General features: G+C 44.1%; 10 protein-coding genes and 1 pseudogene. 5 read left to right on the top strand and 6 right to left on the bottom strand.

From position 1 onward, the window contains the following. Positions 1–37: 37 nt before the first annotated feature. Genes N5852_RS13995 through N5852_RS13985 form a run of 3 tightly spaced genes read left to right on the top strand, consistent with a single transcriptional unit; the run spans position 38 to position 3,512 of the window. Positions 38–1,015, top strand: coding sequence for an ABC transporter permease (locus tag N5852_RS13995; RefSeq protein ID WP_262099996.1), 978 nt, complete (start codon positions 38–40; stop codon positions 1,013–1,015). After that, a complete protein-coding gene (locus tag N5852_RS13990; RefSeq protein WP_262099995.1) occupies positions 1,012–1,887 on the top strand; it encodes an ABC transporter permease in 876 nt (291 codons plus the stop codon). The genes N5852_RS13995 and N5852_RS13990 overlap by 4 nt, the downstream gene beginning before the upstream one ends. Then, complete coding sequence (locus N5852_RS13985) at positions 1,884–3,512, top strand: ABC transporter ATP-binding protein (RefSeq protein WP_262099994.1); 1,629 nt, start codon at positions 1,884–1,886, stop codon at positions 3,510–3,512. The genes N5852_RS13990 and N5852_RS13985 overlap by 4 nt, the downstream gene beginning before the upstream one ends. 75 nt (positions 3,513–3,587) lie before the next feature. Here the strand turns inward: N5852_RS13985 and N5852_RS14760 are convergent. Together N5852_RS14760 and N5852_RS13980 are read right to left on the bottom strand one after the other, a co-directional pair. Continuing rightward, positions 3,588–3,728 (bottom strand): annotated as a pseudogene (locus N5852_RS14760) (hypothetical protein); the annotation flags it as partial. Positions 3,729–3,790: 62 nt separating this feature from the next. Then, complete coding sequence (locus N5852_RS13980) at positions 3,791–4,204, bottom strand: tetratricopeptide repeat protein (RefSeq protein ID WP_262099993.1); 414 nt, start codon at positions 4,202–4,204, stop codon at positions 3,791–3,793. A 320-nt stretch (positions 4,205–4,524) separates the two neighbouring features. Between N5852_RS13980 and N5852_RS13975 the strand changes: the two genes are divergently transcribed. Beyond that, a complete protein-coding gene (locus tag N5852_RS13975) occupies positions 4,525–6,450 on the top strand; it encodes an AMP-binding protein (RefSeq protein ID WP_262099992.1) in 1,926 nt (641 codons plus the stop codon). Between the two features lie 516 nt (positions 6,451–6,966). Further along, complete coding sequence (locus tag N5852_RS13970) at positions 6,967–7,770, top strand: tetratricopeptide repeat protein (protein ID WP_262099991.1); 804 nt, start codon at positions 6,967–6,969, stop codon at positions 7,768–7,770. Between the two features lie 352 nt (positions 7,771–8,122). On the opposite strand, the gene mce is transcribed toward N5852_RS13970, so the two are convergent. Genes mce through N5852_RS13950 form a run of 4 tightly spaced genes read right to left on the bottom strand, consistent with a single transcriptional unit; the run spans position 8,123 to position 14,288 of the window. Further along, positions 8,123–8,530, bottom strand: a complete 408-nt coding sequence (mce, locus tag N5852_RS13965) for a methylmalonyl-CoA epimerase (protein WP_262099990.1) — start codon at positions 8,528–8,530, stop codon at positions 8,123–8,125. A 42-nt stretch (positions 8,531–8,572) separates the two neighbouring features. Continuing rightward, on the bottom strand, positions 8,573–10,723 hold the full coding sequence (gene scpA / locus N5852_RS13960) for a methylmalonyl-CoA mutase (RefSeq protein ID WP_262099989.1): 2,151 nt from the start codon (positions 10,721–10,723) through the stop codon (positions 8,573–8,575). 1 nt (position 10,724) lies between these two features. Beyond that, positions 10,725–12,737, bottom strand: a complete 2,013-nt coding sequence (locus tag N5852_RS13955) for an acetyl-CoA carboxylase biotin carboxylase subunit (protein ID WP_262099988.1) — start codon at positions 12,735–12,737, stop codon at positions 10,725–10,727. A gap of 18 nt (positions 12,738–12,755) precedes the next feature. Next, positions 12,756–14,288, bottom strand: a complete 1,533-nt coding sequence (locus tag N5852_RS13950) for an acyl-CoA carboxylase subunit beta (protein WP_262099987.1) — start codon at positions 14,286–14,288, stop codon at positions 12,756–12,758. Positions 14,289–14,683 lie beyond the last annotated feature (395 nt).

The raw sequence follows: 14,683 nt of genomic DNA, 5'->3' as shown, positions 1-14,683 counted from the left end.
TGCCTTTTCGTTCAATGTACAATATTTTGGTGTTTTCATGCCTGCCATTTTAACCTTTGCGCTGCGCCGCATTTTACAAGCGGTTCCCGTTATACTTCTCATCATGGTGGGTAGTTTCTTGCTTATGCATCTCGCCCCCGGCGATATGGTTGATGCGCTTGTCGGTGATATGGGCGGTGCAGATCCAAAATTTGTTGAAAATTTGCGTATTGAATATGGGTTAGACCAACCCGTCTATGTGCAGCTATGGCTTTATTTGGTTAAATTGGCGCAATTTGATTTTGGCTGGTCTTATGTTTATGAGCAGCCCGTTTTGCAAGTATTGCTGGATCGCTTGGTGCCGACCTTATTATTAATGGTGTCATCGCTTTTTGCCGCTTTTATTTTTGGCATTGCTCTTGGTGCATTGGCCGCGCGTAAAGCCTATTCGGCAACCGATACGGTTATCTCAACGCTTGGATTGGTTTTTTACGCATTGCCAAGCTTTTTCCTTGCGATTTTGATGATTATTGTCTTTTCGTTAAAACTAGGCTGGCTACCATCGGGCGGCTATAAGGATATTATTGCTTTTCATACGGGTTGGCGCAATGCGCTTGATATTGCTATTCATCTTATCTTGCCGGCAACATCGCTTGCCTTAATTTACCTTGCTTTTTATATGCGCTTAATGCGTACCTCAATGCTCGAAGTTATGGATCTTGATTATATCCGCACTGCAAAAGCCAAGGGCGCAAGCGGCGCAAGATTAATGTTTCACCACATTATGCGTAATGCTTTATTGCCGGTTATCACTTTGCTGGGCCTACAATTTTCCACCATTTTAGGTGGCTCGGTAGTAATTGAGCAAATGTTTTCCATTCCAGGGCTGGGGCAACTTGCTTATACATCGGTTATCAAACGCGACATGAATTCTTTGATGGGCATTATATTGCTATGCTCAATTTTGGTGGTGATTGTTAATTTTATCACCGATCTTATTTATGCCCGCCTTGACGCAAGGATTGAACTATCATGAGTGCTGAAACCATTTTGCCGCACATCAAACAACCATCACGCCTTAACGCCTTTTGGCGCCGCTTTGCCCGCAACCGCGCGGCAGTGCTTGGGCTTATTTTGTTTATTATCCTTGTTGGCATGGCGCTATTTGCTGGTTTTATTGCGCCCGGTGACCCGCTGCGACGTGCTGGTGACGCACTTGTTTTTCCATTTATGAATAGCGCAAACCCGCTTGGCACCGACCAGCTTGGCCGCGATATTTTAGCCGGCATTGTTCATGGCGCACGTATATCGCTGTTAATTGGTGTGGTTGCCACTTTAATTTCAATTATTATTGGCGTTATTATTGGTGCTATTGCTGGCTATTTTGGCGGCCTAATTGATGATGTTTTAATGCGCATTACTGAAGCCTTCCAAACCATTCCAAGCTTTATTTTGCTGTTGGCTTTGGTGGCCATTTTTGGCTCGACAATTGAAAATATTATTTTTTGCATTGGCATTGTTTCTTGGACTGCCCCTGCACGCATGGTGCGGGCTGAATATATGTCGCTAAGGCAGCGCGAATTTGTTGAAGCCGCGCGCAATCTTGGTTGCAGCAATTTATCCATTATTTTTAAAGAAATCCTGCCAAGTGCTTTGCCACCCGTTATCGTCTTTGCGTCGGTTATCATGGCAAGTTCGGTGTTGATGGAAGCGGCGCTTGCCTTTCTTGGTTTAAGTGACGCAAATTATGCGAGCTGGGGCAATATGATCGGGCAGGGCAGGGCGGTGCTGCAAAGCCAATGGTATTGCGCGGTTATTCCCGGTATTGCAATTTTTATGACGGTTCTTTCATTTTCCCTTTTGGGTGAAGGCCTTAATGACGCTCTAAATCCTAGGCAGAAAAAATGACCAAGCAACCGATTATTGAAATTAACCATTTGCAAATTACCTTGCCAAAGGGGCAGGAGCGGGTTTTTGCTTTGGCCGATTTATCGCTTAAAATCCATGCCGGTGAAATCACTTGCCTTGTTGGCGAAAGCGGCTCAGGCAAATCCTTGACTGCAAGCGCCATTATGGGGCTATTGCCTTCGCGCACGGTAAAAGTGAGCAATGGCGAAATCCTTTATCACGGTGAAGATTTATTAAAAATGCCAGAAAAATCGCTGCAAGCCTTGAGCGGTAATAAAATGGCGATGATTTTTCAAGAACCGATGACGGCGCTTAATCCGCAAAAAAGCGTTGGCTGGCAAATTGATGAAGTGTTGCGTTTGCACACCAAATTAAACAAAAAAGACCGCTTTCAAAAGGTCATAGATATTTTAACCGAGGTGCATATCCCCGATCCAAAATCGGTGTACTATGCCTATCCGCATCAAATTTCAGGTGGGCAAAGGCAAAGGGTGATGATTGCCATGGCGCTCATTTTAGAGCCAGAATTTATCATTGCCGATGAACCGACAACCGCCCTTGATGTCACCACACAAGCGCAAATTTTGCACCTTATTAAGGAATTGCAAACCAAGCATAAAACCGGCATTTTGTTCATTACCCATGATTTCGGTGTGGTGGCAGAAATTGCCGACACTGTTGCCGTTTTAAAATTGGGTGAATTGGTCGAGCATGGCAGCGCTGATGAGGTGCTAAACCGCCCGCAACATCCTTATGTTAAACAGCTCATTAATGCCGTGCCATCGCTTGTTCCCCCTGAAGAGCGGCAAAACTCAATGGATAGGCCAGTTTTGTTAAATGCCATAGGGCTTAATAAAATCTATAAGGCAAAAGCGGGCTTTTTTTCAAAGGGGCGTAAAGCAGTCCATGCGGTAAAGGATCTATCATTTCAATTGCATCATGGTGAAACCCTTGGCATTGTTGGCGAAAGTGGTTCAGGTAAATCCACCGTATCGCGCTTGATAACGCGGCTATTAGCAAGCGATAGCGGCGAAGTGCATTTTGATGGCCAAGATATTTTAACCGCCAGTGCCAGCCAATTACGGCGCTTGCGCAAAGATATACAGATGGTTTTTCAAGACCCAATGGCATCGCTTAATCCACGCAAAAGGGTGATTGACCTTATTGCCCAAGGGCCAATTATTCATGGCGTGGCAAAACAAAAAGCCCATGAGGAAGCACGCCGCCTTGTTGAATTGGTAGAATTGCCGCAAAGCAGCCTTGAGCGTTTCCCGCATGAATTTTCAGGCGGCCAACGCCAACGCATTGGCATTGCGCGCGCTTTAGCATTAAAGCCAAAAATCATTGTGGCTGATGAACCAGTTTCTGCCCTTGATGTGTCGGTGCAAGAACAGGTTTTAAAGCTGTTAATCCATTTGCGTCAAGAATTGTCGCTATCAATTGTGTTTGTTACCCATGATTTGCGTGTTGCTGCTCAATTATGCGACCGCGTTATTGTTATGCAAAAGGGGCAAATTACCGAGCAAGGTGAAACAGCCACTCTTTATAGCAATCCAAAATCTGATTATACCAAACAATTATTAGCTTCCATTCCGGGTAAAAATTGGCATCCTCCACGTTTTTAGAGCTAAATTAGCCGCTCCCTTGCAGTCTAATCACTGCAAGGGCATCTGATTGTAAAATAACTTTTAATGAGCTGGTTAATGAGCAGGTTTGGCGCTGTAGCGTTTTATTATGTCTTTTGCGGTTGCATTACCTTGGTCTGCCGCCATTTTTATCCATTTCATCGCTTCTTTTGGATTTCTTTCAACGCAAATACCGTCATTATACAAAATGCCAAGGTTTAGTTGGCCTCTCTCATCACCTTGAAGCGCCGCCTCTTTAAACCAATTGGCCGCCTCAGTTACGTTTTTTCAACGCCATCACCGTCAAAATTTATCATGGCAATATGAAATTGGGCGAGCGATAAACCTTGTTCAGCAGCTAATTTCAGCCATCTAAATGCTTCAGCCTTATCTTGTTTTATTCCATAGCCTTCATAATAGGATACACCAAGGCTATATTGCGCTTCTTTATATCCTTGACTAGCCGCCAAACAATACCACCTAACCGCAAGTTCAACATCTTGCGCGACACCTTTACCAACAGAATACATGGTGCCAACCACCAGTTGCGCGCGGACTTCACCTTGTTGTGCCGCTTTATAAAATTCTTCAAAACTACTGTCGCGATTAAGCCTATTTTGGCCATAGCTATGGCTTATTGTTACAAGACTTAAAATTGCTATATAAACGAGCTTTGAAATGTGTTTTTTCATCATCTTACCCTTTTGACCAATTCATTTTGTTTAAACAAAGTAAAAAGGTCAATAGGCTATATATTGAGATAGTAGCTTTGTAGTTTAATATCATAATCTGCTTTATCAATAAGGTAAATTCCGCCTATTTTAAACAATTCTCGTTATAGGCTGAATTTAAAACGATTTAAAAATTTACCTTTTTTATTATGGTGTCCCGATCACGTAATAGTTGATTTTATTCGTCGCATTACCAGCAATTTGGGACAATATGTCGCTTGACAGCTGGGACAGATTCATCAACACTCTTATTTGGAGAGATTGTAATCTGGGAGGATTCCATGACGTCAGCATTTGACAAAATTTATAATGAATGGCAGCAACAGCCTGAGCAATTTTGGGGAGAGGTTTCTAAACTTATTGATTGGTCGAGGCCATTTGACAAAGTCTTTGACAAGGATCAAGGCGTTTATGGCCGTTGGTTTACGGGTGGTAAAACCAATGCTTGTTATAATGCGGTTGATCGCCATGTGGAAAATGGCCGCGGTGAACAAGTCGCTGTTTATTATGATAGTCCGGTAAGCCATGGCAAGCGTGCCATTACCTATCGCGAATTATTGGACGAAGTGCAGGCATTAGCTGCTTTCATGCAAGATCTTGGCATTAAAAAGGGCGACCGCGTTCTGATTTATATGCCGATGATACCGCAGGTTTTCACCTCTGTTATGGCATGTACGCGTATTGGCGCTATCCATTCAATTGTTTTTGGTGGCTTTGCTGCCAAGGAGCTTGCGATCCGTATTGATGATTGCAAGCCAAAACTTATTCTTGCCGCATCTTGCGGTATCGAGCCTAATCGCATCGTGCCTTACCAATCCATGGTTAATCAAGCAATCAGCATGGCTGAGCATCAGGTGGAGCATTGTATTGTTCATGAACGCCCCATCATTCAAGAAAAGCCTGAAGGCTTATTTGAATTAAAAGAAGGTCGCGATTTTGATTTTGCCGTGGTGCTGAAGGAAAATATGGGGCGCAAAGTCGCTTGCGTTGAGGTGGACTCGACTGATCCGCTTTACATTCTTTACACATCTGGCACCACCGGCAAGCCCAAAGGGGTAATGCGCGATGTAGGCGGCTATCTTGTGGCGCTTGCTTGGTCTATGGGGGCAATTTTTAACGTTAAACCGCAAGAGGTGATGTTTACCGCCTCTGATGTTGGTTGGGTGGTCGGCCATTCCTATATTATTTATGCGCCATTATTGATTGGCGCAACTACGGTGCTTTACGAAGGCAAACCCGTTGGTACACCAGATTCCGGTACATTTTGGCGCATCTGCGCTGAATATAATGTGCGCTCGTTCTTTTCTTCGCCAACCGCGCTTCGCTCGATCAAGCGTGAAGATCCCCATGGCGATTTTGCCAAAAATTACCAATTACCCAATTTGCAAGCGATGTTTTTAGCCGGTGAGCGTGCCGATCCTGATACATTAAATTGGGCGCATGAGCTTTTTGACATTCCCATCATTGATAATTGGTGGCAGACCGAGACAGGCTGGCCAATTGCCGCAAATCCTATTGGCGTTGAATTAATGCCGATTAAACTTGGTTCACCAACGCGACCCATGCCCGGCTATGCTATTGATGTGCTTGATGATGATGGACAAAAACTACCGCCCGATAGTTTTGGCAATCTGGCCTTCCGCCTGCCATTGCCACCTGGCTGTTTGCCAACCCTTTGGCAAGCCGAGGAGCAGTTTAAAAAAAGCTATCTTGAGCGCTTTCCCGGCTATTATAACTCGGCAGATGCAGGCTATGTTGATAAGGATGGCTATGTTTTTGTGATGAGCCGCACCGATGATATTATCAATGTTGCGGGCCATCGTTTATCAACGGGCGGCATGGAAGAAGCCATTTCTGGTCATCAAGATGTTGCTGAATGTGCGGTTATCGGCATTAATGACAAGTTGAAAGGCCAAGTCCCATGCGGTTTTATTGTGCTAAAACATGATGTTAATCGTACCAATGATATCATTGAAAAAGAATGTGTTGACCGTATCCGCGACATTATTGGCCCCGTTGCAGCTTTCAAGCTGGTGGTAACTGTGCATAAATTACCCAAAACCCGCTCGGGTAAAATATTGCGTGGCATGATGCGCAAAATTGCCGATGGCGAGGAATGGACAGTGCCAAGCACAATTGAAGACCCATCAACTTTGCAAGAGGTGCAGCAATTACTGATTGAACGCAATATTCGTCAAGTGGCTTGAAACATAAAACATTTTTGATAACTCCTCTTTAGCGGCTATTCACCCAGATAGCCGCTAATGTTCTTTATGATGATAACATGTAATTTTGGTTTTAAAATATTCAGCATTATAGTTGCCAAACACAAATTTAAAATAAGCTACAGTTCCCCAGCCGTTAGGGGAACAATAAAGGGCTTGTTGCTCGTTATATTGGCGAGCTATTAGCAATTACGGCTGTGACCGGGTGGAAAAATCAGTTTTAATTGATGGCACGTTTAACTTTTAAGCAGCTTAATAATTTTATTGGTGATGCATTTGGCGTAGAGTTGAAGTGGCGCAGCTGCAACTTGGTCCTGTTTTTTTTGGTGGAAAAATTGAGTTCAAAACTGATTTTAATCCTCTAGCAGGAAAAAATTAATCCTGTTTGGCGCAACACTATTATGAATTGGCGAGAGCCTAAATAATGTGTACTATTGCAGTAGCTAAAAGCAGATCATCTATTTGGGGGCTGCCCCTTAACATCTATAGGAGCGGTTATTGAAAACGCCGATTTTAAAACTTTTATTTATTGCAATAGCCAGTATGGTTTTCGTCAATTTTGCTCACAGTAAGGACCTTATTGCAGATTTTCGCCAAAAAGCCGAGCAAGGCGATGCAATTGCTCAATTTGAAATGGGGGCAGCCTATGATATCGGCAAAGCCATTGCGCAAGATAAGGTGCAAGCGGTTAAGTGGTATCGCCTTTCAGCCGATCAAGGGTTTTCAAAAGCCCAATTTAATTTAGCGGTTAAATACTTGCTTGGTGATGGCGTTGAAATGAATAAGCTGGAAGCTGTAAAATGGTTTAAAAGAGCAGCAGAACAAGGCGAAGTTCGATCTCAATATAATGTTGCTACCGCCTATTTAACGGGTGAAGGGGAAGTTAAAAATACGCAGGAAGCAATAAAGTGGTTTAAACTTGCCTCAGATCAGGGCTATGTCGATGCGCAATTTGCTTTAGCAAACATATATTTCTTTGGCGAAGGGGTTGATAAGGATAGAGAGCAAGGGATTATGCTATTCAAACTTGCTGCCGAGCAAGGCGATGCTAAATCTCAATATAATCTAGGAATTATCTATTATAATGGAATGGGTGTCACCATGGATAAGGTTGAGGCGGCAAAGTGGTATAGGCGCTCTGCCGATCAAGGATATGCCGATGCGCAATTTAACCTTGGTTGTAATTATATGCATGGCGAAGGGGTGGAAAAAAATATGGATGAAGCTGTTAAATGGTTTCAGCTTGCGGCGGCTCAAGGCCATAGATTTGCCCAAGATACGTTAAAGCAACTGGGTAAATAAGGTATAAATCTAAAGCCATTACGGCGATTAAACCGCTATAGGAGTTGTCATTGAAAACGCACATAATCAAAATTTTATTAATAGCAATGGCAAGTATGTTGCTTGTCAATTATGGTTAGAGCAATGAAACTATCATAGATCTTCATAATAAAGCCGAGCAAGGTGATGTTGATGCATATCGAGCCTTAACGCAATTAGGCGAATAATTTAGCCTTTGATAGGCTAAAACGCAAAAATAATAATGATCTTGGTTTGAATTCACGCAGTTATTATTTTACGCAGCATAAATGGGCTTAGCGCGAAAATCAAAATAAAGCACGCTGCAAATAATCGAGCTTGTTCCAATCACTAGCTAAGCTTGTTCAATTTCAATTAAAGTACCGTCAAAATCCTTAGGGTGGATAAAAAGCACCGGCTTACCATGAGCGCCAATTTTGGGTATTCCATCGCCCAAAATACGAAAATTATTTGCTTTTAACTTATCGCGCATTGCCAATATATCATCAACTTCAAAACAAATATGATGCACGCCGCCGTTAGGATTTTTGGCTAAAAAACCAGCAATGGGAGAATGTTCACCAAGCGGATATAATAGTTCAATCTTACTATTTTTAAAGGTGATGAAAACAACGCTTACGCCATGCTCTGGTAAATCTTCTATGCTTGATACTTCTGCGCCAAGCATTTTATAGCGTTTTGCCGCTTGCTCGAGGTTTGGAACGGCAATTGCCACATGATTAAGGCGGCCAAATTGGCTCATACTAAACTCCCCTTATGCTTTGTGGCAAATTGCGTTTTTATTCTAATCATTACGTAATTTACCTTCCAAAAGATCAAGAATTTTTGCCGCTGCCTCTACCACATTGGTGCCCGGTCCAAACACTGCGGCAACACCATGGGCTTGTAAAAATTCATAATCTTGGCGCGGTACTACACCGCCGCACACTACGATAATATCACTATTTCCCCGTTTTTTGAGTTCTTCTACCAGTTGCGGCAACAAGGTTTTATGACCGGCAGCAAGGGAAGATACACCAATAAGTTGTACTTTTTTGGCAATTGCCATATCGGCTGCTTCATCCGGTGTTTGGAAAAGTGGGCCAGCAATAACTTCAAAACCAATGTCACCAAAGGCGGAGGCAATGATTTTTGCACCGCGATCATGGCCGTCTTGTCCCAGCTTTGCCACCATAATACGCGGTTTTTGGCCAATTTTACTGGCTATTTCGCCCATGCGCCTTTGTAAATGCTGATATTCTGGCTCATTTTTATAGGCTTTACCATAAATATTTTTCACAACTTTTGGCGTTGCAACATGATCGCCAAAAACCTTGCGCATGGCATCCGATATTTCGCCAACACTTGCCCGCGCCCGCGCCGCTTCAACCGCTGCTGCCAATAAATTGCCTTTGCCGCTTTTGGCGATATTTTCCAAGTCGCTAAGGGTTTTTGCAACTTTGGCAGGATCGCGGCTTTTACGCATTTTGGTAAGGCGGGCAATTTGCGATAAGCGCACTTTACTGTTGTCAATTTCCAAAATGTCGAGCGTGTCTTCATTTTCAAGGCGATATTTATTAACGCCAACAATTACCTCATCCCCCTTATCAATAGCTGCTTGCCGCGCAGTTGCCGCTTCCTCAATCAAGCGTTTAGGTAATCCGTCTTTTACCGCCTTGGTCATGCCGCCAAGCGCTTCTACTTCTGCAATCAATGCCCATGCTTTTTGCGCTAATTCATGGGTAAGGCTTTCAACATAATAAGAGCCAGCCAAAGGATCCACCACTTTGGTGACACCCGTTTCATGGTTTAAAATAAGCTGCGTGTTACGAGCAATACGGGCGGAAAACTCGGTTGGCAGTGCAATTGCCTCATCAAAAGAATTGGTATGTAAGGATTGTGTGCCACCAAGCACCGCCGCTAATGCTTCATAAGCGGTACGCACAATATTATTATAAGGGTCTTGTTCTTGCAGCGACACGCCAGAGGTTTGACAATGGGTGCGCAGCATTAAAGATGAAGGTTTTTTGGGCGCAAACTCATGCATAATTCGCGACCATAAAAGCCTTGCTGCCCGCAATTTTGCCGCTTCCATAAAGAAATTCATGCCAATGGCAAAGAAAAACGATAATCGCCCTGCAAATTGGTCAATATCAAGCCCTTTGGCAAGGGCAGCGCGTACATATTCGCGGCCATCTGCTAAGGTGAAAGCGAGTTCCTGCACTAACGTTGCACCAGCTTCTTGCATGTGATAGCCAGAAATTGAAATAGAATTGAATTTTGGCATTTCCTGTGCGGTATATTCAATAATATCGGCAATAATCCGCATCGAGGCTTCGGGGGGATAAATATAGGTGTTGCGGACCATAAATTCTTTTAAAATGTCATTTTGAATGGTGCCAGAAAGCTCGGACCTTGGCACGCCTTGTTCTTCACCTGCCACAATAAAATTTGCCAAAATGGGGATTACCGCGCCATTCATGGTCATAGATACCGACATTTCATGAAGCGGTATACCATCAAAAAGGATTTTCATATCCTCGACACTATCAATGGCAACGCCAGCCTTGCCAACATCGCCAACGACGCGTGGGTGGTCAGAGTCATAACCGCGATGGGTTGCAAGATCAAAGGCAACAGATAGGCCTTTTTGCCCTGCATTTAATGCTTTTTTATAAAAAGCATTGGATTCCTCGGCGGTGGAAAAACCTGCATATTGGCGGATAGTCCATGGCCGCCCTGTATACATGGTTGCCCTAGGGCCACGCAAAAACGGATCAAGCCCCGGCAAACTATCCAATTCGGCAATATCTGCAATATCATCTGCGGTATAAACTGGCTTAATGTCAATGCCTTCTGCTGTGTGCCAGATAAGTTGGTCGGGTGAGCCTTTTAGTTCTTTTTCGGCAAGTTTTGCCCATTCATCAATCTTTGGGTTATTTGGCTTATGGGGCATTTTAACGAAACTCCATAATAATTTGATCAACCGCTAGGCTTTGGCCAATATTGGCGGCAATTTTTGTAACTTGGCTTTTCTTTTCTGCCCGCAGCATATTTTCCATTTTCATTGCTTCAACAATTGCGAGTGGCTGGCCTGCTTCAATCTCATCGCCTTCATTGACCAAAATGGCGGTAATCACCCCCGGCATCGGGCAAAGCAACATTTTTGAGGTGTCAGGCGGTAATTTCACGGGCATTATGCTGGCAAGTGCCGCCACATGGGGCTCGCGTATTCTTGCTAAAACATCAATACCGGCATAGCGCAGCCTTATTGCTGTGCCTTTAATCTCGGTTTTAACTGCGAGGATTAGCCCATCAAGGTTGAAAATACCAAGGCTCATGCCAGGTTGCCAATCACTTTCAACGCTCATGGTTTCACCATCGTCAAAGTGCATCAATATGGTTTTATCGTCTTCTGTTATTTTGAGGTTAAAGGAGTTTTCATCAAGACCATTAAGAGTAACCACCCAATCCTTGCCAATAATGCGGCGGTGATTATCTAAAGTGCCAGAAATCATGGTGGCGCGTTTTTGTAAAATGAGATTGATAAAACCAGCAATTGCAGCAAGGGCGCGCGCTTGCCCAGCATTTGGAGCAACACCATGAAAACCATCAGCAAATTCTTCAGCAATATAAGCGGTGGTTAAGCGGCCTTCTTGAAAGCGCTGTTGCCCCATAACGGCCGACAAAAATGGAATGTTATGGCCAATGCCTTCGACCTCAAAACGGTCAAGCGCTTCACTCATCGCTTTAATAGCAGTTTGCCGATCTTTGCCCCATGTCACTAATTTTGAAATCATTGGATCATAATAGATGGATATTTCGCCACCTTCATAAACGCCCGTATCATTGCGCAATTTTATATCATCCAAACCATCAATATGGCTTGGGAATTGGTAGCGGCTTAAACGCCCAGTTGAGGGTAAAAAATTGCGAAATGGGTCTTCCGCATATAGCCGACATTCCATTGCCCAACCATGCAATTTTACCTCGTCTTGAGTAAGCGGCAAGGGTTGACCATCAGCAATTTTGATCATTAATTCGACAAGATCAAGTCCAGTGATAAATTCAGTGACCGGATGCTCGACTTGTAAGCGCGTATTCATTTCAAGGAAATAAAAATTGCGATTGCCATCAACAATAAATTCCACCGTACCGGCAGAATAATAGCCAACGGCGCGGGCAAGTGCTACGGCTTCTTCGCCCATGGCTTTACGGGTGGCACTATCTAAAAATGGCGATGGCGCTTCTTCAATAACCTTTTGATTGCGCCGTTGAATGGAACATTCGCGCTCGCCAAGGGCAATAATATTGCCATGCTTATCACCAATAATTTGAATTTCAATATGGCGCGGTTCGGTGACAAATTTCTCGATAAAAATGCGGTCATCACCAAAAGATGCTTTTGCCTCGTTTTTAGAGGCTTGAAAGCCTTCACGGGCTTCTTCATCATTCCATGCAATACGCATGCCTTTGCCGCCGCCGCCAGCTGACGCCTTAATCATCACTGGAAAGCCAATTTGACTGGCAATTTTGACCGCTTCATCGCTGTTTTCAATCAAGCCCATGTGACCTGGCACAGTGGAAACACCAGCTTCGCTTGCAAGTTTTTTACTGGTAATTTTGTCGCCCATGGCACGCATGGCATTGGCAGGCGGGCCAATTAAAATAATGCCATTTTCTTGTAAACGCTCGGCAAAAATTGGATTTTCCGACAAAAAACCATAGCCGGGGTGAACAGCATCGGCGCCGCTAATCTTAGCGGCTTCAATGATTTTATCAATGACCAAATAGGATTGCGCTGACGGCGAGGGGCCAATATGAATAGCCTCATCTGCTTCGCGGACATGTAAGGCGTTAGCATCGGCATCAGAATAAACGGCAACAGTGGCAATACCCATTTTGCGTGCGGTGCGAATAACACGGCAAGCAATTTCACCACGATTGGCGATCAGAATTTTTTGTATCATTTGTGCCTCACAATGGTTTTACAAAGGAATGGTGTCATGCTTGCGCTTGCGGCTCTCAACCTTTTTATTGCGCAGCGCTGCAAAAGCTCGCGCAACGCGCTTGCGGGTTGAATGGGGCATAATCACTTCATCAATAAAGCCGCGTTCCGCCGCCACAAAGGGATTGGCAAAACGGCTTTCATATTCTGCGGTGTGGGCTGCAATTTTTTCCTCATTGCCAAGGTCGGAGCGGTAAAGAATTTCCGTTGCGCCCTTGGCACCCATTACTGCAATTTCTGCCGTTGGCCATGCATAATTAACGTCTGCGCCAATATGTTTGGATGCCATCACATCATAAGCACCACCATAGGCTTTACGGGTAATGACTGTCACCATGGGCACACTTGCTTGCGAATAGGCAAAAAGCAATTTTGCACCATGAATAATAACGCCATTATATTCCTGCGCAGTTCCTGGCAAAAAGCCCGGTACATCAACAAGGGTTAAAATAGGAATATTAAAAGCATCGCAAAAGCGCACAAAACGCGCGCCTTTTCGCGCCGTATCAATATCAAGACAGCCGGCAAGCACCATGGGTTGATTGGCGACAACGCCAATACTGCGCCCCTCCATGCGAATAAAGCCCGTGATGAGGTTTTTGGCAAAATCTGCCTTCACTTCAAAAAAACTACCCTCATCAGCAATGGTATGGATAAGCTCTTTCATATCATATGGCTTGGTGGAAGAATCTGGAATAAGCGTATCAAGCTTCATATCAAGGCGTTGCGGATCATCATAAAATGGCCGCACAGGTGGCTTTTCTTGACTATTTAAAGGCAAATAATCAAAAAGCAGGCGGATATTTTCAAGGGCTTCAATATCATTTTCAAAAGCCCCATCGGCAACGGATGATTTTTGCGTATGGGTGGTGGCGCCGCCAAGTTCTTCGGCGCTGACAATTTCATTGGTAACGATTTTAACCACATCAGGGCCGGTCACAAACATATAGGACGAGTCCCGCACCATGAAGATGAAATCAGTCATTGCCGGTGAATAGACCGCGCCGCCAGCACAAGGCCCCATAATTACCGAGATTTGCGGCACAACGCCAGAGGCTTCAACATTGCGGCGAAATACTTCCGCATAACCTGCAAGAGACGCGACACCTTCTTGAATACGCGCCCCGCCTGAATCATTAAGACCAATGACGGGCGCACCATTGCGTGCCGCCATATCCATTATTTTGCATATTTTTTGTGCATGGGTTTCAGATAGTGATCCGCCTAAAACAGTAAAATCTTGTGAAAAAACATAAACTTGCCGACCATTAATGGTGCCCCAACCGGTTACAACGCCGTCACCTGCATATTTTTGCTGTTCCATGCTAAAATCTGTACAGCGATGGCTAACAAACATGTCATATTCTTCAAAAGAATTGGCATCAAGCAAAACGTCAAGCCGCTCACGGGCGGTTAATTTACCCTTTTCATGCTGTGCCTTGATGCGCCGCTCTCCACCGCCTTGGCGCGCATTTTCACGCCGCTCTTCCAATTGTTGCAAGATTGCCCGCATTATAACTCCCATCCCGTTAATATTTTTAAGTCAAAATAATTAGTCGGCTTAATAATATGATTGCCTTATACACTGTCTCAGGCTTCAGCCTAAACTTCTTTAAATGTCCCAACTATTCAAGTTAAGTTTTCAAGCGCTAAAATTACGTTGAGTAATTCAGCTAATAATTAAACAATGATTACAGCGGTTTATGGTGTAAAGATAAATTCAAAAAGGGTGGTATGCCTATTATTAATGACGATGCTTCTTCGTGTAACAATGCGCTATTGGTTATTTCTCCTTAAACCAATAGCGCTCGTTAACTCACCATAAGCATACCAACCCCTGTGCCTCCCCGGCCAAACGTAATCTTTTAAAATGGCAAATCTGGCAGAGATTTGTTTGCACTCAGACCC

The sequence above is a fragment of the Bartonella sp. HY328 genome (assembly GCF_025449335.1).
Classification (GTDB): domain Bacteria; phylum Pseudomonadota; class Alphaproteobacteria; order Rhizobiales; family Rhizobiaceae; genus HY038.
The sequence above is the reverse complement of the archived record's forward strand: the minus strand, read 5'-3'. Positions and strand labels throughout refer to the sequence as shown.

What these genes read in the sequence shown, in the direction of transcription:
- N5852_RS13995 (WP_262099996.1), top strand. Translation starts at nt 38, where the DNA reads ATGCCTGCCATTTTAACCTTTGCGCTGCGCCGCATTTTACAAGCGGTT.
- N5852_RS13990 (WP_262099995.1), top strand. Translation starts at nt 1,012, where the DNA reads ATGAGTGCTGAAACCATTTTGCCGCACATCAAACAACCATCACGCCTT.
- N5852_RS13985 (WP_262099994.1), top strand. Translation starts at nt 1,884, where the DNA reads ATGACCAAGCAACCGATTATTGAAATTAACCATTTGCAAATTACCTTG.
- N5852_RS13980 (WP_262099993.1), bottom strand. Translation starts at nt 4,204, where the DNA reads ATGAAAAAACACATTTCAAAGCTCGTTTATATAGCAATTTTAAGTCTT.
- N5852_RS13975 (WP_262099992.1), top strand. Translation starts at nt 4,525, where the DNA reads ATGACGTCAGCATTTGACAAAATTTATAATGAATGGCAGCAACAGCCT.
- mce (WP_262099990.1), bottom strand. Translation starts at nt 8,530, where the DNA reads ATGAGCCAATTTGGCCGCCTTAATCATGTGGCAATTGCCGTTCCAAAC.
- scpA (WP_262099989.1), bottom strand. Translation starts at nt 10,723, where the DNA reads ATGCCCCATAAGCCAAATAACCCAAAGATTGATGAATGGGCAAAACTT.
- N5852_RS13955 (WP_262099988.1), bottom strand. Translation starts at nt 12,737, where the DNA reads ATGATACAAAAAATTCTGATCGCCAATCGTGGTGAAATTGCTTGCCGT.
- N5852_RS13950 (WP_262099987.1), bottom strand. Translation starts at nt 14,288, where the DNA reads ATGCGGGCAATCTTGCAACAATTGGAAGAGCGGCGTGAAAATGCGCGC.